The sequence below is a fragment of the Shewanella algidipiscicola genome (assembly GCF_003605125.1).
GTDB classification, from domain to species: Bacteria; Pseudomonadota; Gammaproteobacteria; order Enterobacterales; family Shewanellaceae; genus Shewanella; species Shewanella algidipiscicola.
Window position 1 is genome coordinate 213,464 of sequence record NZ_QPQT01000001.1, and the last position, 21,565, is coordinate 235,028.

Annotated in this window: 22 protein-coding genes; 10 read left to right on the forward strand and 12 right to left on the reverse strand. The window is 49.1% G+C overall.

Translation table 11 applies throughout. The features are described from left to right. Positions 1-29: 29 nt before the first annotated feature. Together trpB and trpA are read left to right on the forward strand one after the other, a co-directional pair. Complete coding sequence (trpB, locus tag DVO77_RS00900) at positions 30-1,241, forward strand: tryptophan synthase subunit beta (RefSeq protein WP_119976940.1); 1,212 nt, start codon at positions 30-32, stop codon at positions 1,239-1,241. Further along, complete coding sequence (gene trpA / locus DVO77_RS00905; RefSeq protein ID WP_119976941.1) at positions 1,234-2,043, forward strand: tryptophan synthase subunit alpha; 810 nt, start codon at positions 1,234-1,236, stop codon at positions 2,041-2,043. The genes trpB and trpA overlap by 8 nt, the downstream gene beginning before the upstream one ends. Before the next feature lie 134 nt (positions 2,044-2,177). On the opposite strand, the gene DVO77_RS00910 is transcribed toward trpA, so the two are convergent. Continuing rightward, positions 2,178-4,247 carry a S9 family peptidase gene (locus DVO77_RS00910; protein ID WP_119976942.1) on the reverse strand — a complete coding sequence of 690 codons (2,070 nt, stop codon included), beginning with the start codon at positions 4,245-4,247 and terminating at the stop codon, positions 2,178-2,180. A 242-nt stretch (positions 4,248-4,489) separates the two neighbouring features. Here DVO77_RS00910 and DVO77_RS00915 point away from each other — a divergent pair, with 242 nt between their 5' ends. From DVO77_RS00915 to xthA, 7 genes are all read left to right on the forward strand, one after another. Further along, positions 4,490-4,786: a DUF6482 family protein gene (locus tag DVO77_RS00915; RefSeq protein WP_110458075.1), complete on the forward strand. Its 297-nt coding sequence runs from the start codon at positions 4,490-4,492 to the stop codon at positions 4,784-4,786. A gap of 28 nt (positions 4,787-4,814) precedes the next feature. Then, positions 4,815-5,120, forward strand: coding sequence for a DUF3081 family protein (locus DVO77_RS00920; protein ID WP_119976943.1), 306 nt, complete (start codon positions 4,815-4,817; stop codon positions 5,118-5,120). Between the two features lie 9 nt (positions 5,121-5,129). Further along, positions 5,130-5,735: an HAD family hydrolase gene (locus DVO77_RS00925; RefSeq protein WP_119976944.1), complete on the forward strand. Its 606-nt coding sequence runs from the start codon at positions 5,130-5,132 to the stop codon at positions 5,733-5,735. 52 nt (positions 5,736-5,787) lie between these two features. Beyond that, positions 5,788-6,333 (forward strand): CIA30 family protein, encoded by a 546-nt coding sequence (locus DVO77_RS00930; protein ID WP_162924119.1) that lies wholly within the window; start codon positions 5,788-5,790, stop codon positions 6,331-6,333. A 187-nt stretch (positions 6,334-6,520) separates the two neighbouring features. Then, the gene (locus DVO77_RS00935) at positions 6,521-7,066 is read left to right on the forward strand and encodes a septation protein A (RefSeq protein WP_119976946.1); all 546 of its coding nucleotides are present in this window, start codon (positions 6,521-6,523) and stop codon (positions 7,064-7,066) included. Then, positions 7,066-7,365: a YciI family protein gene (locus DVO77_RS00940; protein WP_119976947.1), complete on the forward strand. Its 300-nt coding sequence runs from the start codon at positions 7,066-7,068 to the stop codon at positions 7,363-7,365. Before DVO77_RS00935 ends, DVO77_RS00940 begins: the two co-directional genes overlap by 1 nt. A 20-nt stretch (positions 7,366-7,385) precedes the next feature. After that, positions 7,386-8,192: an exodeoxyribonuclease III gene (xthA, locus tag DVO77_RS00945; protein ID WP_119976948.1), complete on the forward strand. Its 807-nt coding sequence runs from the start codon at positions 7,386-7,388 to the stop codon at positions 8,190-8,192. Between the two features lie 330 nt (positions 8,193-8,522). On the opposite strand, the gene DVO77_RS00950 is transcribed toward xthA, so the two are convergent. From DVO77_RS00950 to DVO77_RS00975, 6 genes are all read right to left on the reverse strand, one after another. After that, positions 8,523-9,971 carry a methyl-accepting chemotaxis protein gene (locus DVO77_RS00950; RefSeq protein WP_119976949.1) on the reverse strand — a complete coding sequence of 483 codons (1,449 nt, stop codon included), beginning with the start codon at positions 9,969-9,971 and terminating at the stop codon, positions 8,523-8,525. A gap of 543 nt (positions 9,972-10,514) precedes the next feature. Further along, positions 10,515-12,761, reverse strand: coding sequence for a xanthine dehydrogenase family protein molybdopterin-binding subunit (locus DVO77_RS00955; protein ID WP_119976950.1), 2,247 nt, complete (start codon positions 12,759-12,761; stop codon positions 10,515-10,517). After that, complete coding sequence (locus tag DVO77_RS00960) at positions 12,758-13,261, reverse strand: (2Fe-2S)-binding protein (RefSeq protein WP_110458084.1); 504 nt, start codon at positions 13,259-13,261, stop codon at positions 12,758-12,760. Before DVO77_RS00960 ends, DVO77_RS00955 begins: the two co-directional genes overlap by 4 nt. 68 nt (positions 13,262-13,329) lie before the next feature. After that, the gene (locus tag DVO77_RS00965) at positions 13,330-13,995 is read right to left on the reverse strand and encodes a nucleotidyltransferase family protein (RefSeq protein ID WP_119976951.1); all 666 of its coding nucleotides are present in this window, start codon (positions 13,993-13,995) and stop codon (positions 13,330-13,332) included. Then, positions 13,992-15,029, reverse strand: coding sequence for an XdhC family protein (locus tag DVO77_RS00970; RefSeq protein ID WP_119976952.1), 1,038 nt, complete (start codon positions 15,027-15,029; stop codon positions 13,992-13,994). The genes DVO77_RS00965 and DVO77_RS00970 overlap by 4 nt, the downstream gene beginning before the upstream one ends. Before the next feature lie 177 nt (positions 15,030-15,206). After that, positions 15,207-15,851 carry an MBL fold metallo-hydrolase gene (locus DVO77_RS00975; protein ID WP_110458087.1) on the reverse strand — a complete coding sequence of 215 codons (645 nt, stop codon included), beginning with the start codon at positions 15,849-15,851 and terminating at the stop codon, positions 15,207-15,209. A 160-nt stretch (positions 15,852-16,011) separates the two neighbouring features. Between DVO77_RS00975 and DVO77_RS00980 the strand changes: the two genes are divergently transcribed. Next, positions 16,012-17,301: an alpha/beta fold hydrolase gene (locus tag DVO77_RS00980; protein WP_119976953.1), complete on the forward strand. Its 1,290-nt coding sequence runs from the start codon at positions 16,012-16,014 to the stop codon at positions 17,299-17,301. A 70-nt stretch (positions 17,302-17,371) separates the two neighbouring features. On the opposite strand, the gene DVO77_RS00985 is transcribed toward DVO77_RS00980, so the two are convergent. The 5 genes from DVO77_RS00985 to DVO77_RS01005 form a co-directional block, all read right to left on the reverse strand. Then, positions 17,372-17,971, reverse strand: a complete 600-nt coding sequence (locus DVO77_RS00985; protein WP_110458089.1) for a cytochrome c3 family protein — start codon at positions 17,969-17,971, stop codon at positions 17,372-17,374. 8 nt (positions 17,972-17,979) lie between these two features. Continuing rightward, complete coding sequence (locus tag DVO77_RS00990) at positions 17,980-18,408, reverse strand: nitrate reductase cytochrome c-type subunit (RefSeq protein ID WP_373317375.1); 429 nt, start codon at positions 18,406-18,408, stop codon at positions 17,980-17,982. A 64-nt stretch (positions 18,409-18,472) separates the two neighbouring features. Further along, a complete protein-coding gene (gene napA / locus DVO77_RS00995) occupies positions 18,473-20,962 on the reverse strand; it encodes a nitrate reductase catalytic subunit NapA (protein ID WP_110458182.1) in 2,490 nt (829 codons plus the stop codon). A gap of 2 nt (positions 20,963-20,964) precedes the next feature. Continuing rightward, positions 20,965-21,222 carry a chaperone NapD gene (locus tag DVO77_RS01000; protein WP_110458091.1) on the reverse strand — a complete coding sequence of 86 codons (258 nt, stop codon included), beginning with the start codon at positions 21,220-21,222 and terminating at the stop codon, positions 20,965-20,967. Between the two features lie 37 nt (positions 21,223-21,259). Further along, positions 21,260-21,418: a nitrate reductase gene (locus DVO77_RS01005; protein ID WP_110458092.1), complete on the reverse strand. Its 159-nt coding sequence runs from the start codon at positions 21,416-21,418 to the stop codon at positions 21,260-21,262. Between the last annotated feature and the right edge of the window lie 147 nt (positions 21,419-21,565).

Here is a 21,565-nt window from a genome sequence, read left to right on the forward strand (position 1 = left end):
CACTCTGGGCAACACATTAGGACACGATTATGACTAAGCTTGACCCTTACTTTGGCGAATATGGCGGTATGTATGTACCACAAATATTGATGCCAGCATTGAAGCAACTGGAGTCGGCCTTTGTCGATGCGCAGCAAGATGAAGCCTTTCAAGCCGAATTTAATGACCTGCTGAAAAACTATGCCGGGCGTCCTACCGCCTTAACCTTAACCCGTAATTTAAGTCCCAACCCTTTAGTCAAAATCTACCTAAAGCGTGAAGATTTACTCCATGGCGGCGCCCACAAAACAAACCAAGTGTTAGGTCAGGCTTTACTGGCTAAACGCATGGGCAAAAAAGAGATCATCGCCGAGACGGGCGCAGGCCAACACGGCGTCGCGACCGCCCTGGCTTGTGCCCTGCTGGGGTTAAAATGCAAGGTGTATATGGGTGCCAAAGATGTCGAACGTCAATCCCCCAACGTGTTTCGGATGAAACTGATGGGCGCCGAAGTCATTCCGGTGACATCAGGCTCTAGCACCTTAAAAGATGCCTGTAACGAAGCCATGCGTGACTGGTCTGGCAGCTATGACAAAGCCCACTACTTACTCGGTACAGCGGCAGGGCCGCACCCGTTCCCTACCATAGTGCGTGAATTTCAGCGGATGATCGGCGCCGAAACCAAAAAACAGATCCTCGAGCGCGAAGGACGCCTACCCGATGCCGTCATCGCCTGCGTCGGCGGCGGGTCAAACGCTATTGGGATGTTCGCCGACTTTATCGATGAACCCTCGGTGCAGCTTATCGGTGTCGAGCCTGCGGGCTTAGGCATAGACACGCCGATGCACGGCGCGCCGCTTAAACACGGTAAAACTGGCATTTTCTTTGGCATGAAAGCGCCACTAATGCAGGATAAAGAGGGCCAAATTGAGGAGTCTTACTCTATCTCGGCAGGGCTGGACTTCCCCTCGGTAGGGCCACAGCACGCCCATTTGGCGGCAACGGGACGAGCCTCTTATGAGTCTGCCACCGATGATGAAGCCTTAGAAGCGTTTCAACAATTAGCGCGTTGTGAGGGCATTATTCCGGCATTGGAGTCGGCTCATGCACTCGCCTACGCCGTTAAACTGGCCAAACAAGCCACCAAAGAGACCCTGCTCGTGGTTAACCTGTCGGGCCGTGGTGATAAAGATATCTTCACCGTCGCCGACATTCTCGAACAACAAGTCAAGTCAGCACCACAGGAGAGCGGCAATGAGTAACCGTTATGACGCCACGTTTAGCGCCCTTAAGGCTATTAATCAGGGCGCTTTTGTCCCCTTCGTTACCTTGGGAGATCCAAGCCCTGAATTGTCGCTACAAATAATCGACACCTTGGTCGATAATGGCGCTGATGCCTTAGAGCTGGGGTTCCCATTTTCCGATCCGCTCGCCGATGGCCCAGTGATCCAAGGGGCAAATCTGCGCTCGCTGGCAAGAGGCACCACCGCCAGCCACTGCTTTGAGATGTTAAGCCAGATCCGAAACAAGTATCCCGATATCCCCATTGGCCTACTACTGTACGCTAACTTAGTCTATAGCAATGGCATCGACACTTTTTATGCCAAGGCCAAGGCGGCCGGTGTCGATTCGGTGCTAATTGCCGACGTGCCCGTGGAGGAAGCCAAACCCTTTATCAAGGCGGCAACGCACCATGGCATAGCGCCCATTTTTATTGCGCCGCCCAATGCCGACAGCGATACCCTGCAACAGGTGAGCGAGCATGGTAAAGGCTATACCTATCTGTTATCTCGTGCAGGCGTGACGGGCACCGAGTCGAAGGCGGGCATGCCCATCGCCGATATTTTAGCCCGCCTAAAGGCCTTTAATGGCGCGCCGCCCCTGCTGGGGTTTGGTATTGCCGAACCTGCACAGGTACGCGAGGCGATTAACGCCGGCGCTGTTGGGGCGATTTCGGGCTCTGCCGTAGTTAAGATCATCGCCGAGCATCAAGATGATCCTGCAAGGTTACTGGCCACATTAGCCGAATTTACCCGAAATATGAAAGCCGCCACCTTAATGTAACCAAGCTGAATCGGTACTCATGTTCATCGTATGACTCAACAAAAAAAGCGCCTAATATCAGGCGCTTTTTTTATCGACGTAATGAGAGTTAATGTTGACTTAATTGAGCGTCAATCAGGCTCACACGCCATGCTTTAAGCTTGGGTTTTTACCGCCTCTAGCTTAGCTTTATGATCTAACTCGAAGCTAGGCAGGTCACTTGCATCTTGCTTAAGGTAATGATCCATCCAGCGCATTAAACGCAGGTGATAATCATATTGAGCCGCCGCTTTACGGTTGCCGTGACCTTCGCCAGGGTAATACACCAAACGTACCGCTTTACCTTGCACTTTCATATAGCGATACAGCTCCATTGACTGCGCCGGATGCACCCGAGGATCCTCTTTGCCATGCATGATTAGCAGAGGCGTCTTAGACTGACCCGCCCAATAAATAGGGCTACGCTCTAAATACCATTGCCATTTTTCCCATGGGTATGAACGTGCATGCACTAGGTGCATCTCGTTGGAGATATCTGTCGTACCAAACTTAGACAGTTGATTAGTCACCCCAACAAACATCACACTGGCAGCAAAATGATCAGTTAACTTAGTCGCCGCCCACGCAGAGGCGTAACCGCCGTAGGAGCCGCCTGTAATGCCGACTCTCTTGGCATCCACCAGCCCCATATCCACAAGGTGATCTTTAAAGCTAACTAAATCGTCAAACTCTTTACCGGCATAATCGTTTTGCCCAAGCTTAGAGTAATCAACCCCCTTACCTGTACTGCCGCGATAATTAGGATAAAACACTGCGTAGCCTTGCGCCGCTGCTAGCTGCCCTGGACGCGAGTAGTTGGTTAACCATCCATCTTTATCATGGCTCTCTGGCCCCCCATGTACCGACATGATTAAAGGGTATCGCTGCCCCTTTTTATAGTTCAATGGGTAGATAAGAACACCGCCAATATCGACACCGTCACTGGTGGTAAATGAGATAGACTCTTGCTTCGCAAAGCGTTTATTGTCTAGCCAAGGATTAGAATTACTCAAACGCGTGGCGCTAGAGTCACGGCTTCCAATCCGGTAGACCTCATTAGGGTGCTTAGCGTTATTGGCACGCATCACTAGGGTCTTGTCCGAGTCAGATAAGCTCAGTTGTGAGGCGATAAGCTGCCCAGGTTTGACTACCGTGCGGTAATCGCTGCTCCCGGGTCTGAGTAAACCCACGATGGAGTCGGTGTTAATATTACTGATAAAATACAGTTCGTTACTCTTGTTTTTCCACTCAAAATCACTCACATGACCTAAGTGATTAGGTAACCATGAGCTGATCTTGCCTGTTTTCGTCTCGGCCAGATAGAGACGACCTAACGCGGGATCGTGCTTGTCCTGCGCCCCTAGGATCGCCACGTATTGCCCATCATAAGAAAACTCTGCCGAGCCTAATTTACCTTCGGTGATAAAAGAGGTCATGATCTTTTGTTGGTTGGCATCGACAATGTGCCATTGAGATTTCATGTATTGATCATCAATCAACGCGGTGGGCTGAGTTTTCACCAATAACTGGCTGTCATCTGCCGACCACTGCACTGCAGACACCACATCATCTATTGGCCAAGCAACAGGGGTTAACGGCTTATCACTAACGGCCAAGTCCAGCACAAATAACTGTTTCGTGGTTAAGTCTTCTTCATAAACTTCGGCCATAAAGCCGAGTTTTTTCAATTCATCGACACTGCTATCTTTGGCTGGTTTAGCGATTAAGGCGACTTGCTTACCATTATGGCTCAGAGCATAGTCAGCGACATCCGTTCCCTTTAGCGACAAGGTCTTAACCGCTTGCCCCCCATTAAAAGGGATTCGATACAGGGCGGTGTGTTTATCTTCGCCCATCTTGGCTAAGAAGTAGACCAACGAACCATCGGCAGACCACTGAATATTGGTGATGGTCACCTGCCCAGTAATGTAAGGACGCTCAACCCCCTTACCGTCCACCAAGTAAAGCTCGGCCCAATGGGCACCATTTTCTTCTTTATACAATTGGCGAGGCACATAACGGGTAAATGCCACATTATCGCCCGATGGGCTCACTTGCACCTGGGCTACCTGCTGTAGGCCTATGACCTCTTCGGCCGTTAACACATCTGCGGCGCTACTACTAAAACTGAAAATCCCCAGCGATAACGCTATCGCCTGCTTAACAGTATTAAACTGTTTAATCATCAATATCACTCCAATTTGTTCATTTTATTGTTTTAATCTTGATCTGCTCTGCCATTATAGGTTTTTGTTAACAAAACAAAAGCACCTTGGAGACATTATTCACCTCTGATGACGACTATAATGCAACAGACGTGGGCTATTGCCTGTGCTTTAACATAAAGCAACGAAGCGACTGTCGATAAGTGATCGATTGATATCGGGCTCGCGTAATACCATGACCATTATGGTCTCGGGAGTTAGACATGACGCAAGATGAACTGATTGAACTCTTTAAAGCAAAGCACCTTTCACCCACCATCATTAACACCGCCGATGCCACCCACTACCTTGTTGGCGGCGAAGATCCCCAAGGTAATTTTTATCAGTTAACCTATGACGATCTCAGCCCGATGCAATATCAGTCTCTGGAGCAAGCCAAAGTGCAGTTGAAACAGATGGGGGTGTGTAAAGCCACTTTTGAACTTTATACCGCCTATGATGAGATGATTGGCGTGACGCCCCAACACGATAACAAAACCAGTATTGAATTATCCCTCTAACTCAATACTGCAGTTAAATGGACGCCCAATGAATCACGCCATTAATATGACCCAAGCGCTACGAGTCTATGCGCTGGTGATCGATAAAGGCACTAAAGCCCAAGACTCACAGCAGGCAAATACCCAACAGCTAAACACTGAGAGTGACGACAGTTACTGTTATGAAGAGATGCTGGCTTGGAGCGATTATGACGGGTATACCGCCTACCTGAAATATAATCAGGTTACTCTGACCTTATTATTTCATGGGAAATATTTGCTCGACTACCCAAGCGACGCCAAGTTAGCTGCCTTTATCCAGAAACTGAATAAGCTAGCCAATGAGGTCAAATAAGGAATTAGGATGCAACGTTTCACTCACAGCTTTCAAGGCGTTATTTTCGATTTAGATGGCACGTTAGTCAGTTCTAATTTGAATTTTAGTGCATTACGTCAAGCGATTCAGTGCCCAGTCGAGCAAGATATTTTGCATTTTATTGCCAGGCTACCTGCTGTACAAGCGGCCCAAGCCCAACGCATTATTGAACAAGCGGAGCAGCTTGATGCGCAGCAAGCGCGACTGCTCAATGGCACCGAGGCCTTATTGGATTTCCTTTTAATGCAGCAGATCCCTATGGCAATTGTCACCCGCAACAGTAAAGCGGCGGCGCTGCAAAAAGTGGAGCAAAACAATCTTCCCATTGACCTTATTCTAAGCCGCGAAGATGGCCCAGCCAAACCTGATCCCACCAGTCTTATACAAGTGGCAACCCTATGGGGGCTAGCGGCGGATAAAATTGCCTTTGTCGGTGACCATCATTATGACGTCGATGCGGCTAATCGCGCTGGCATGCAATCGGTGCTGTTGACCTTTGACGAACACAAAGCCTATCAACACCAGGCACGTTTTGTGTACCGCGATTTACAGCAGTTGTTGCAAGCCATGCCATTAATTTCGCTGTGCGCGTAATTAAATGAACACTGCTGATGATATTTACGCCACTGCCAACGCAGGAGCTCACATGTACTGTATCGAACTACTGAATCTCGCTGACACGCCACAACAGCAGTGGAGCATAGTTAATGACGGCGTGATGGGCGGACGCTCAAGCAGTCGAATAAATAATCATGGCGACACCTTGCTTTTTTTTGGCACGGTTTCACTGGAAAACAATGGCGGATTTGCCTCCATCAACCAGCCGATAACGCCCCGGCAACTGAAGGGTAAAGACACATCATCCGCCGCCCTTGTGGCGCAAAAAAGCGCCGCAATCCGCATTACTCTTACGGCAAAAGGTGACGGTAAGCGCTATCAACTGCGGATCAAAACGGGTAATGGTATGGCCCAAACTACCTATAAGGCAGGTTTTACCCCCTTAAACGGGACGCCACAGCAATGGCAATTTACCCCGCAGCAATTTATCGAAACCTTTCGTGGCCGCGACTACCCTACGCGCCCCAAACCCGACTTTAATCAACTGAGCGCCGTGGGGATCTTAATCAGCGACAAGCAGGCGGGAGATTTCCAACTCGAACTGCATTCATTACAGTTGCAGTTTGAGGAATGACCACAGCCAATGGTATCGCCTCTGCCGCCAGCCAACATGAGCGCGCATGCCAGATAAAGGCTTGCTTGAGCCGATTAATTTAAATTCATCGCAATTAGCCGCCTCTGCCCAGTGGATATCTTTTTCACACTTAGCATGCGTGCTACACTTCGGCCAATCTGTTTATTGACTCATTGAAACCAAACTTATGAAACAACTGCTCGACTTTTTGCCATTAGTGATCTTCTTCGCAGTGTACAAATTTTTCGATATCTATATCGCCAGCGGCGCCCTGATAGCGGCAACGGCGTTACAATTGATCGTCACCTATCTGATGTACAAAAAAATTGAAAAGATGCACCTTATCACCTTCGTCATGGTCAGTTTTTTCGGCACATTAACCTTAGTCTTTCATGATGATGCCTTTATCAAATGGAAAGTGACCGTGGTATATGCTCTCTTTGCACTCGCTTTGGCTGTCAGTCAATTCATTAATAAGCCTATTTTAAAGAGCATGCTGGGCAAAGAGTTGGTTGTCGCCGATAACATATGGGCACACGTTACTTGGTATTGGGTGCTGTTTTTTGTGGGCTGTGCTCTACTGAATATTTATGTCGCCTTTAGCCTACCTCAAGAGACTTGGGTTAACTTTAAAGTGTTTGGCCTTACGGCACTTACCCTACTTAACACTGTAGTTACTGTGGTCTATCTCTATAAACACATGCCAGAAGAACATAAAAAGGAACTCAAATAATGTGGTATATGATCTCATCTCAAGATATTGAAAATAGTTTAGAAAAACGCTTATCAGTGCGTCCTGCACATGTGGCGCGGCTACAAGAGCTATCCGACGAAGGTCGGCTGATGCTGGCCGGTCCCCATCCCGCTATCGATAATGAAAACCCGGGTGAGGCTGGTTTTACTGGCTCACTCGTCGTGGCAGAGTTTGACTCATTGGAAGCCGCACAAGCCTGGGCAGATCAAGACCCATACGTAGCCGCAGGTGTCTATGCCAATGTCATCGTCAAACCGTTTAAACGCGTATTGCCATAGCATTTACAGGATCAAACACATTGAAAATCGTATCATTTAACATCAATGGCCTCAGGGCAAGACTGCACCAGCTTCAAGCCCTGATCGATAGCCATGCCCCCGATATTATCGGCTTACAGGAGACTAAGGTCCATGATGAAGCGTTTCCGCTCGCAGACGTCGAAGCTATGGGCTACAAGGTGCACTACCACGGTGGCAAAGCACACTATGGGGTAGCCATGCTGTCTAAGCGCGAGCCGCTCTGTGTACAAAAAGGCTTTCCTACCGACGAGGACGATGCTCAGCGCCGCATGATCATCGCCACTTTTGAGCAAGACAATGGCAGACCGTTAACCGTGATAAATGGCTATTTCCCTCAGGGCGAAAACATCAGCCATGAAACGAAATACCCCGCTAAACGTAAGTTTTATCAAGATTTAATGCACTATCTCAATACCCATTGTCATCCTGGAGATGATATAGCCATCATAGGGGATATCAATATTTCTCCCATCGATTTGGATATTGGTATCGGTGAGGTGAACGCTAAACGTTGGTTAAAAACCGGTAAGTGCAGTTTTCAACCAGAAGAGCGTCAATGGCTCAACACGCTACTCGATTGGGGTCTAGTTGATACATTCCGGCAATTACACCCCACTCGCTGTGAACGCTATTCATGGTTTGATTATCGCAGCAAGGGGTTTGATGATAACCGCGGTCTGCGTATCGACGTGATTTTAGCCACGCCATCACTGGCTGAGCGCTTAATCGAATCTGATGTCGACTACAAGCTGCGCGCTATCGAAAAGCCGTCGGATCATGCGCCAATTTGGAGCACCTTTAAATAACCAGCGCTTTCAAGAGCTGATGAGATAAGCTGATGAGAAATCGGCCGTTTATCTCACGCTCATTTGTGCCAACAGGGGGGCTTGTCATACGCCCGAGCGAAACGCATATTGTTGAGATGCCACGCTGTTAGCGCAACTTAAAGCGAGTAAAAGGGAATTAGAGGGAGCCAAAGGGGTAACGGACTGCTTAGCAAATTGAGTCATTAAGCGCAGCACCAGTAAAGTACCCCATTTAAAAAAGGTTCAATATCGTCTTAACAAGACGTCATTGAACCTTTTTTGTACTGCTTTTTATTCTGTACGTCACCGCTTACAGCCTAATTAGCGGCATTAACTCAAACGATATTGGCTTAAAATCCCCTCAAGTTCAGTCGATGACTGCTTAAGTGAGGTGGCCAGAACCACTGAGCGTTCGGCGGTTTCTTTAATGGTTTGCGACTGCTGACGAATATCATTTAACTGGCCGCCAATATCACGGGCCGACACACTTTGCTGCTCGGCTGACGCCGCAATTTGTGAATTCATATCAAAAACATGATCGGTTGAATCAGCCATATTATCAATATCAACGCCCACAGTTTCTATGGCTCTGCGGCCAAGTTCGGCCTGCTCAACAATCTCATTAGTAATGCTGGCCAACTGACCAGATCCCGTTTGCAAGCCTTCAATCATAGATTGAATTTCAACCGTCGCCAGCTGAGTGCGGCCGGCTAAGGTTCTCACCTCATCTGCCACCACGGCAAAACCGCGGCCTTGCTCACCCGCACGCGCCGCCTCAATGGCCGCATTTAATGCCAATAAGTTGGTCTGCTCGGAAATGCCGTTAATAGTGGTAACCACAGCGCCAATCTCGCTGGCATTGGTTGACAGTGTATCTACCGCGCTAGACGCCGAGGCGATTTGCTCGCTGAGCTGGCCAATACGCGCCATCGCCTCACCGATGCGTAATTTACTGTCGGCCGCCGCATCGGCATTTTGTTTAGTATGATCTGAGGCATTGGCTGCATTTTGAGATACTTCACTAATGGCAGCAGTCATTTGATCCATCGCCACCGCCACAGTGTCGAGAAACTGCCGCTGAAATTTAGCCAGTTCATCATTTTGCTGCGCTTGTTGATTAAATTCATCGGCGGCATTGGCAAGCGTGGCCGCATTATTACCAATGGCAGTGACCATTTCACTCATATTGTCGGCGCTGCGATCGATTTCGCGGGCGATCAGACTGAAGTCATCGGTACCGAAAAAGTTAAGCCTAAATGATAAATCACCATCGGCTAAACGCTTGATGGCAGCATACATGTCCCATAAGCCGGCCCCAAGTGATGTCGAGATCCAGTAACTGAGTTGATACAAAGGATATAAGCCAATCAACGCCAACCAAAACATCCACCACGCATCGCCCTTAATCTCTTTTTCCCACTGAGCCACATTGGTGCTCGTCTGTAAAAATTGACCTGCAATTGGAGCGCTGACGGTGACATTATCGCCCTGACGCGTATTAACGGCACGACTGGCTAAGCTCAATCCGTGCTGCGTGGCAAACTGCGCAAGTGTTGATTCAGTGAGTTGTTGTGATTTCGCGATATTGGCATAGGCATCGAGACTGGCCTGCGCCCGTGCGACAGAGCTGCTGTGGGCATATTGGGTAAGTTGATTGAGATTAAGCAAGGCGATACTTAAGGTAATGAGGCTGACCATAGCGCACACCACCCCAAATTTACCATTGAGGCTTAACTTAATCATTAATGCATCTATCTTTCTAAATTCGATTGCTTTCATGGGAGTCCACTTATTTTTATACGACGAGGTGAGCCTCTAGCTATTTCACAGACTAACGTTTTCCGCATTAGCAGCTGAAGTCTTGACGATGTCGAAGATTTATATCGGCTAGGCAAGATTTTACTGTATGGATAGCGGAAGAAAATGTGACATAGACGATGCGTTAGGCTTTAGGGAACACACCTGCCAAGCCACCTTAGCTTGTGAGGCTTAACGCCATGCTCAAGATGGTGTTAGCTGTTGCATACCCACAAAGTCAAAACAGCATGATGCCAAACGGCTGAGCGCACCTAAAATCAAGGGAGGTAAGATGGCGGCGATATTAACACCCATAACAAAAGTGATGCAACACTCAAGAGGCGATCAACATCGACTATCGATTTTAATGACAAATCTTTAAACAATTACACTAAAATCACTTGGGCACAGCATGCTGATGTGCCCAAGTAACACTTAAGTAACCCGCTCTCACGTATAACGGGGCATAGTTTAGGTTGCGCTTACGTCATGCCAATTAACCTGGAGCAGTTTATTGACGTGACATTACACCGACATATGGGCGTTAATTGGCAACTGCCGAATACGTTTGCCCGTCGCAGCAAAAATAGCATTAACGACACTTGGCGCCACCGGTGGTACGCCTGGCTCACCCACCCCAGCAGGCACGGCATCCGAGGCGATGATGATTGTCTCAATATCAGGGCACTGTGACATACGTAACAATGGGTAATCATGAAAATTAGACTGCTCTACCCGCCCCGCTTTAAAGCTGATTTGCCCCATTAAGGCGAGGGTCAAACCAAACATCACCGCCCCTTCAAGCTGAGAGCGAACGCGATCTGGGTTAACTAAGGTACCGGCATCGATAGCAATAATCGACTTAAGCACCTTGAGTTTATTATCCGTCACCTCAACCAAGGTGGCAGTGGCGACAAACGCGGTAAAGCTGCGGTGCACGGCAAACCCCCACCCTTGACCCGACGTGGGCTTAGGTTGACGAGCCATGGCCTGTTCGACCGCATCGATCACCCCTTTAAAGCGCGCCGTATCCACAGGGTGGCGACTCAGAGAGTCACCATAGTTACCATAGGTGAACCCTTGGTTTTCAAAGGTTTCGTGCCTATCGCTGCCAAGCAATTCGCGCCACATTTGCACTGTGGGTAGGCCGCGTTTATGTGCCAATTCATCGACAAATGAGCCAATGCCAAACCCGTGCTGAATATTACACACCGAGCGCAGCCACCCGATACGTGTATGAGCCTGCGCTTTTACCGACTCGCAGCGTAAGCTGTTGATACTCAGCGGCACATCGACAAAGCCCATGTCCAATTCTGAGGCGCTAGGCTCATCAACACTGGCATTAAAGGTAGAACTGATGCTCGGGAAACCACTGCGTTGCAGTATGGCTTCGACGCCATCGGCCCCCACTTTGCCTTTAAAATACTGGGCGCTAATGGCATGCAGATAACCGTTTTGCAGCTCATCTTCGCGGCTCCAACTGACCTTCACCGGCTTACCAGTTTGTTTGGCTAATAAGGCGGCCTCGACACAAAAATCGGGTTTCGACTTACGCCCAAATCCCCCACCGAGCAAGGTCACATGAATGATCACCTGCTCAACTTTGAGCCCCAGCGCATTAGCCACGGTTTGCTGCGCACTTTGCGGGGTCTGAGTCGATGCCCACAACTCAACACCATCGGCAGTCATTCTGGCGGTGGCTGTCGGGGGCTCCATCATGGCATGGGCCAGATAAGGCACGGTATAGAGAGCACTGATGGTCTGCTCTTTTGGCCAATCAGTATTGACAGGCCCTTGTTGGCGTACCACTTTGCCCGGTTGCTTCACCCGCTCACTGAGCTCGGCTAAATACTGCTGTGAGTCATGCGCGTCATTTGGCGATTTCCCCCAACGGATACTCAGTTGTTTGCGCCCTTCGATGGCGCTCCAGCTATTGGTTGCAACAACCGCCACGCCGCCTAGGGGTTGGAAACTCGGCGCACCTATAGGCACTGGCAAGGTGATCACATCGACCACGCCAGCGGTGGCACGCGCCAGAGTGTCATCCAGATGATTTAGGACGCTGCCCGCCACGGGGGGGCGTGTAATGCTGGCATATAGCATCCCATCAAGCTGCACATCGTAACCAAATTCTGCTTGGCCAGTGAGAATATCCTCCATATCGACAATCCCATGGGATTTACCAATATGGGTGTACTGCCCCGCCGATTTCAGCGTTAAGCTAGCAGGATCGGGCAAGGGCAGCGCAGCGGCCGCTAAGGCGAGCTCACCAAAACTCAGGCGTCGACCAGAGACAGAATGCACCACCTCATTGTCAATGCAGCTTAGCTCAGAGGCGGGCACCTTGAGGCGCTCTGCACCAGCTTGTTCTAGCATGGTACGAGCCATCGCGCCCATCTCACGCATCTTATCGAAACCACGGCGAATACTGCGCGAGCCATCGGTATTTTGGCTGCCGTAACGCTCATCCGCCAGCCCTTGTACCACCACCACATTATCCCATTTAGCACCCAACTCATCGGCCAACACTTGCGGGATCCCGGTTCTGATCCCCTGACCCATTTCTGAGCGATGACACGTTAAATACACCTGATTATCTTCACCGATAGCGATAAACAGATTAAGCCGAGACTCTGACGTGCCTTGCTGTGCAAGCGCCATCGGGCTCCAACTTACGCCACTGGCTCCTAAGGCTAATCCGCCTCCGGCAACACCAAACAGCTTTAATACGTCGCGGCGACTAAAATTTTGTACTGCAGTGAATTGACTCATGCTTGTGCCTCCTGCTCAGACTCGCTACGGGCGTCGGTTTGGCTGACTTTTTGACCCGATGCCGTTTGAATCGCCGCCTTAATGCGCGTATAGGTACCACAGCGACACAGGTTACCTGCCATCGCCTCATCGATTTGGCGCTCTGTCGGTTGCGCCGTCTGAGTTAACAAGGCCGCAGCCGACATCAACTGCCCCGCTTGGCAATAACCACATTGAGGCACATTATGCTCACGCCAGGCCCGTTTTAACGGCTCAAATGTCAAGCCTTCGATGGTGGTGACCTGCTTACCTTGTACCTGTTTTAGGCTGGTTAAACAGGCACGTTGAGGTTGACCATCGACATGGACAGTACAGGCGCCACATAAGCCTGCACCGCAACCAAATTTAGTACCAGTGAGCCCAACAATATCGCGTATGGCCCACAGCACAGGCATATTGGGGTCGGCATCCAAGGTGTAATCTTTGCCGTTAATCTTGAGTCCTAATGAATTCTTGGACATCTTATTTCTCCTTGATAACCCCGACAGCGACTACAGGGTGTTCGACTAGTTAAACAGGTACTGAGCACCTATATCTTATAAAAATCATGCAGTTGCTCTTGGGTATCGATATCAAGTTCAGCACGAGGTAAGCTTGCGGCAATCAGTTTGCCCTCTTGATACCGGCGTCTAAGCAGCGCCTTGGCCCCCCTATCCCCTTTTAATGTGAGTAATGCAGTATAGTCATCACGATGAAATATCGCGGGCACCGCAGGGGCCGAGGCATAATAGGCGCTAACACGGGTACAGGCTTGCGCGCGGGCGCCATACAGGGTTAAGTAATCGGTAACTTGTAAGCCAAGTTGATCGCCCAAGGTGATCATTAACGACTCGGCGCCCCTTGCCTGCGCATACTCAGTCGCAACGCCAATGGAGCTGGCCATCCCTTGTTGCCAGTGACGGTTATCCAATACCTTGGCATCGACAGGTAAACCGTCGATCACCGCCTCACGATGCCCACCGACCACCACCACTAACTGTGCGCCCACATGGCTGGCAACCTGAGACAAACGCCCATACACGACCCCAAGAAGTGTCTGTTTGTGGCCCGTTTGTGAGTCATCAATTGAGTTGTCAGCCTCAATGGGCGCGGCTAATTTGGCCCCACCAAAACGGCGGCTCCCGCCTGCGGCCAGCAAGGCGATCATCTGTAATGGCGACTGAGTTTGGAATGGCGATTGAGTTGTCTGCGTCATAACATCACCTCTTGCAACGCCCCAAGTTTGGCCTGATGCAACACCCCATGACACTCAGACAAGATGCTCAGCGCAATCGATGCGGGCAGCTCTCCGCCTAAGGCCAAGCCTGCCGGCGCCGAAAAAAATGGTTTAATCGCATCAGAGGTGAGCTCGGCTAACGCCAGCACGCAATCGCGCCTATGCCCAGGACCAAGCAGGGCAATATAGGCGATATTTACGCCATTGGTATGTAGCGAAGCCAAGGCCTTAGCGTCGAGGGATAAATTGTGGTGCATAATAATCGCCCCATCGAGGCCGTGCCAAAATGACGCATCTAGCGCCTCGATTGGCAGCTTAAGCACGCGGGCACCGACGAAATCATGACTACGCGCATAACTGGTGCGTTCATCGACCACATCAACCTGCCACCCTAGCTCCATGGCGATACGACACACTGGCTGGGCGTCCAGACCGCCGCCAAAAATGGCAATACGGTAACGACTGCGCAGCGGGATCACTAAGGTAGCCTGTTCACTCTGATGAATCCCCGCTCGGTTAAAGTCACTCAACTGTAGGCTAAGCGCTTGTTTATCAATTTGTGCCTGACTGGCCCATACCGCTGTGGTTATCGCCCCTTGCGGCGCCCTCGAATGACACAAGCTGAGCTGGTAATAGCACCGCCCTCCCAACTTTAACGCCTGACTCAGGGTGGGGAAATTAAGGTAGTGATTTTCACGGCACAGGGGAATTAGCATCAAGTGCACCACGCCGCCACAACCCAGTTGATAGCTGGCGTCAGACTCGTCGCTGGCATCGTAACAGACACTCAGCGCTTGCTGAGTTTGTAATGCTTTTTGGGCGTAACGTTTTAAATCAGCCTCTAAACAGCCACCACTGATCACCCCAACGCTCTTGCCCAGAGAGTGGATCAGCATCATGGCACCCACTTTACGATAGGCCGAACCTTCAACCCGAGTGATCACTACCAGCACCCAGTCGTCATCGGGCGCCGCTTGCCAGCTGTTCACTAGATCTTCAATATGATGTGACATTGCCGTCAGCCTCCTGCGTGTGACGCGTTACAATCCACTGCAGGTTACAACCTACCCTAACAAAGCACAGATAAGCAAACTCACATTATTGTTATGTCAAAATCAACGGCACACTAAGTCGCCACTCGTCATGAAACGATGGCGACTAATGGCAAGGATGAGGCCAGTATGAAAAGGTTAGGCTAATAGCTGATCGGCAACGAAAGGGTTTTGCTCGCGCTCGGCGCCAAAATTAGAGATAGGTCCATGGCCCGGAATAAAGGTCACATCGCGGCCTAATGGCCATAAATTTTGGGTTATCGACTCGACTAACTGTTGATGGTTTGACTGCGGAAAATCGGTGCGACCAATAGAGCCTTTAAACAGCACATCGCCCACCCACGCCAACTTCGCTTGCTGATTAAAAAACACAATATGCCCAGGCGTATGTCCGGGGCAATGCAAGACTTGCAATGTTTGTTCGCCAACCGAGATGGTATCACCCGCCGCAAGGTATCTGTTGGGGACAAAAGGCTGTGCCGGTAAAAAACCAAAATGTTTGCTCTGCTCCGCTAACGAAGTCAACCAAAATTCATCGTCTTTATGAGGGCCAATAATATCGACGCCAGTGGCTTCACTGAGCGCTTTTGCACCGCCAACATGATCGATATGACCATGGGTTAACAAGATTTTCGTTATCGTTAAACCATGATGAGCCAATTGCTGCTCGATACGAGCGATATCGCCACCGGGATCGACAACTGCAGCTGACTTGGTTTTTTCACACCAAATAATACTGCAGTTTTGCTGAAAAGGTGTGACCGGCACAATTTGATATTTCATCTGCTACTTCCACTCTTTCAATTAAGCATAGATTAGGATAACACGTCAGTTTTAACTAATATCGGTTATCAATATATTGATCTAGGATAATCTATGCCACGCTATTGTTTTTATATACAATTCTTGCGGGCTACATCCACTGAAAATCAAAAGGATACACATGAGCAATTGCCAAATACTGTCTGGGATCCAATCCATTAAACACACCTTTATGCTGCCATTGGATCACCAACAGCCCAATGGGCCGCGCATCAGTGTGTTTGCTCGCGAACTCGTCTCACCCAGCCACAGCGATAAAGCACTGCCTTATCTAGTGTTTTTTCAAGGTGGCCCAGGATTTGGCGCCGTAAGGCCTGTGGCAAACAGCGGCTGGATAAAAAGAGCCTTGCAAGAATATCGGGTGTTACTCCTCGACCAACGCGGTACCGGGCTGTCGTCACCCGTTAACGCTGTGTCGCTGAGCCATTTAGACGCTACTGCTCAAGCCGAGTACCTTAGCCATTTTCGCGCCGATAGTATCATTGCCGATGCTGAAGCGATACGTCAGCAGCTTTGTCCGGGTAAAAAGTGGAGTATTCTTGGGCAAAGTTTTGGCGGCTTTTGTGTCCTAAAATACCTTAACGATGCCCCCCATGGCCTCAAAGAGGCCTACATCACCGGCGGAATTCCCTCGCTCACTCGCCGCTGTGATGAGGTCTATCAAGCCACCTATCAAAGAGTGCAACGCAAAAATAGCGACTTTTTCGCGCGCTTTCCCGACGCGCAGCCATTAATACAAAACCTCGCACAATATATCAGTACCCATGAGGTGCGTATCGCCACAGGCGAGCGACTTACGGTAGAAATGTTGCAACTGCTGGGGATCAATATTGGCATGGAGCAAGGCCCAGAAGCGGTATATTATCTGTTAGAGCAAGCCTTGATGGAGAGCGACCAAGGCCTGCAGATGAATCCGCTGTTTTTAGCCCATTTTTGCCAGTTACTCGACTTTAATACCAACCCGATTTTTGCCTTGTTGCACGAGAGCATCTACTGCCAGCAGCACGCATCAAACTGGGCGGCGCAGCGCGTACGAGGCCAATTCGAACAGTTTAACTACCGTGCCGATAGTCCATTTTTATTTACTGGCGAAATGGTATACCCATGGTTTTTTGAGCAATTTACTAACCTTAAACCGCTCAAACATGCCGCGCACCTGTTAGCCGAAAAAGCCGATTGGCCCATGCTATACGATGTTAATATTTTAGCGCGCAATCAGGTGCCGGTCGCCGCAGCCATTTACAGCGAAGATATGTTTGTCGAGATGACCTACAGCTTAGAAACCGCAGCTCAGGTGGGTAACCTAACCTATTGGCTCACCTCTGAATATGAACACAATGGTATTCGTATGGATGGTGAGCGCATTCTAGATAAACTTATTGCCCTTAATCGCCGCCAGCAGCTACGCTAAACCCTACTTGCACCCTATAAAAACGCCAGCGAGATGAAGGCTGGCGTTTTGGGTGGAGACAGTTTACGGATTAGAACCCTTGGACACCTCGCATATCCGGTAAGTGATGGGCGATGCCCTTGTGACAATCGATACAGGTTTTTTCACCACTGGCCAGAGAGGTTGAGTGCATCTGCGCCGCTCGAGGCGATTGGCGAGTAAAATCCATATAATCGAAGTTATGACAGTTACGACATTCTAAAGAGTCATTGGCTTTTAATCTTTCCCATTCATGCTCAGCTAACTCGCGGCGTTTTCCCTCAAATTTTTCACGGGTATTAATAGTGCCAAATATCTTCCCCCACACCTCTTTCGATGCTTGCATTTTTCGGGCAATTTTATCGGTCCAATTATGTGGTACATGACAATCAGGACAAGTGGCACGTACCCCACTGCGGTTGGTAAAGTGTATGGTGGTTTTTAACTCTTCATAGACATTATTTTCCATTTCATGGCAACTGATGCAAAAAGCCTCTTGGTTGGTCGCTTCCAGTACTGTGTTAAAGCCCCCCCAAAATATAACCCCTGCAACAAAGCCACCTATGGTCAGAAAACCTAAGCTGTAATGCACACTTGGCTTCCTTAACACTGCCCACACCTTTTTTAGGCTAGCGTGTAATTTAGCTATCATCTCGGCTCCTAGTGCTCTGCTTTTGTTTTAGGGGCAATCAAGTGATCCATATCGACAAAGTCATTTTCGACTAGCAACTTAGCTTCAAGTTGAGGCACATGACATTGGGTACAGAAATACCGCCTTGGGGACAAGGTGGCTAAAAAATTATTTTCCCTGTCCATATAGTGAGTCACGCTCACCATCGGCGCTTGTGATTCCCCCGTGCGCTTGCGCGCATGGCATGACATACACTTGTTCACTTTCAAGTCGAGTTGATAACCATCAATCTTGTGCGGGATCACCGGTGGTTGCATCGGATAATTACGCACTTGTTTAATGTCAGTATTGCTTACTCTTTGCATTGCTGGCGGCGTGGGTTCCACGTTAATCGGCGCCTGACGTAATGTGGCAACTTTTTCATCCGGTACACTGGCCGCATGGACGCCCGGCGACATCACCACACTTACACCAACCATTGCGATTAAGGTTACTTTTTTTGCTGATTTCATGATGTTTCCCCTATGCTTTAACCACTTTAACGGCACACTTTTTAAAGTCAGTCTGCTTTGATAATGGATCTGTCGCATCGAGAGTCACTTTATTAATCAACTGACTGGCATCGAACCAAGGGACAAACACTAATCCAATCGGGGGCTTATTACGGCCACGTGTTTCAACACGGGTCTTAATTTCACCACGGCGTGAAATCACTTTCACTTCATCACCACGGCGCAAACCGCGTTTTTTAGCATCGTCAGGGTGCATAAAACAGACCGCATCAGGAAAGGCACGATACAACTCCGGGACACGTTGAGTCATTGAACCTGAATGCCAATGTTCCAGTACTCGCCCTGTCGATAACCAGATGTCATACTCTTCATCGGGAGACTCTGCGGCGGGTTCATAGGGTAAGGCGAAAATCACTGCCTTACCATCTGGTTTACCATAAAACTCAAAGCCACTTCCTACCTTGACATAAGGATCACTGCCTTCACGAAAACGCCACTTCGTCTCTTGCCCATTGACCACAGGCCAACGTAGGCCGTGGACTTGATGGTATGTATCGAAATCGGCTAAATCATGCCCATGTCCGCGACCAAAAGTGGCGTACTCTTCGAAGAGACCTTTCTGGAGATAAAAACCAAAATGCGCCGCTTCGTCATTGAGGTACTTAGGGTCAACCTGTTCCAATGGAAACTTGTCAACATTACCGTTTTGGTACAGCACTTCAAACAGCGTCTTGCCCTTGTATTGAGGGTTTTGAGCTAATACCGCCTCAGGCCACACTTCGTCGGTGGTAAAGCGTTTAGAAAACTCCACCAGTTGCCATAAATCAGAATGCGATTCACCTGGGGCGCTTACCATCTGATGCCAAAACTGGGTACGGCGCTCTGCGTTACCATACGCGCCCTCTTTCTCAACCCACATCGCCGTCGGTAAGATAAGATCTGCTGCCTGAGTGGTCACCGTCGGATAAGCATCAGATACCACAATGAAGTTTTCGGGGTTGCGATAACCTGGTAAGCCTTCCTCATTGATGTTGGGGCCCGCCTGCATATTGTTATTGACTTGTACCCAATAAACATTCAAGTCACCGTCCTTGAGGCGACGGTTCTGCTCCACCGCATGATAACCCGGCTTAGGTGGAATAATGCCGTCGGGAATGCGCCAAATTGTTTCGGCTATTTTTCTATGTTCAGGATTATTCACCACTAGATCGGCCGGTAGGCGATGCGAAAATGTTCCCACCTCTCGCGCTGTCCCACAGGCAGAAGGCTGCCCTGTGAGTGAAAAAGGACTATTCCCAGGTGTTGAGATTTTGCCGACTAATAAATGAATGTTATAAATCAGATTGTTACACCACACCCCACGAGTATGTTGGTTAAAGCCCATGGTCCAGAAAGAGGTTACTTTTCTATCTGGATCGGCATACAACTCCGCCAGTTCGATCAGTTTATGCTCGGGTACGCCAGAGAGTTTGCTGACAGAGACCACATCATAATCGGCCACAAAAGCTTTGAATGCCTCGAAATCTATGGGCGTCGAGTCACCCGCTGTTTTGACGTTTTTGGCCTTTTGTTGTAATGGATGGCTAGCACGTAATCCATAGCCAATGTCAGTTTCACCTTTGCGGAAATTGACATGCTTATTGACGAAATCCCAATTGACCTTATCGTTTTGAATAATATAGTTGGCAATAAAGTTAAGCATCGCCAAGTCAGTTTGCGGTGTAAATACAATGGGCAGATCGGCTAAATCGAAAGAGCGGTGTTCGAATGTGGATAATACCGCGACTTTTACATGAGGCGCACTTAAGCGACGGTCTGTCACTCGAGTCCACAAAATAGGATGCATCTCAGCCATATTAGACCCCCACAACACGAAAGCATCGGCAGCCTCCATGTCGTCGTAACAGCCCATAGGTTCATCGATGCCAAAGGTACGCATAAAGCCACCTACGGCAGATGCCATACAGTGGCGGGCATTGGGATCAATATTGTTTGAACCGAAACCGGCTTTCATCAACTTAGAGGCGGCATAGCCTTCCCACACGGTCCACTGACCAGAGCCAAACATACCCACAGCAGTCGGCCCTTTCTCTTTAATGGTTTTCTTCCATTTTTCTGCCATGGTGTCGAATGCGGTATCCCAGCTTACTGGGGTAAATTCACCGTGTTTGTCATATTGACCATTCGTCATACGTAGCATAGGGACCTGTAATCTATCTTTGCCGTACATGATTTTCGATAGAAAATATCCTTTAATGCAGTTCAATCCGCGATTGACTTCACTTTTGGCATCACCATGCGTCGCAACCACCTTGCCATCGCGCGTCCCCACGATGACAGAGCAGCCCGTCCCACAAAAACGACAGGGTGCCTTGTTCCATTCGAGTTTGGTCTGTTCTGAACTCGTGATTAAATTACTGGCTGCTGTCGGCAGTGCTAATCCGGCAACGGTTGCTGCGGTCATCGCCGCATTGGCCTTCATAAATTCGCGTCTATTCATCTTCATTTTTCATCCTCTTTAAGCACTTCACTTTGATGGTAAACCATCGCTGCCGACAGGACGCCCTCAATGCCATTAATGGCTGCAATATTTGCCAGTAATTCTTGTTGAGTCTCTCCCTCTAAAACCACCACCAGCTTGGTCTCATCATTAACAGATAACTCGGTTTTCTCCATTGTTAAAATGGCTTGCCTAACGTTGAACATTTGCCTAGGTTTGACTTGAACCACCAAGCTTGTAACATGCAGTTCTTTGTCCATCGATACCCTCTCCCATTGATTGTTTTTATATACTGAATCAGCCTGCACCTGGTGGTCCGGTCAATATCTGGCTAAACCAAATCGCAAACCCTAATCCAGAAACCAGTAACACAGATAACAACGGAGCAAGGAACACTGTGATAAAAATAAATATTTTAAGTTCTAAGCTTTTCTCATCCTTAGATAAGGAACCCATACATCCTCCAACGAACCATGTCGACGCTAATAAAACCCAGTGACGCAAACATAATTCAATTTATTAAGACAATGTCTCACGAAACCCACCACTAACAAGCTAACAACAATTGCATATCACTATGTATACCTCCAAAGCGGTAAACCA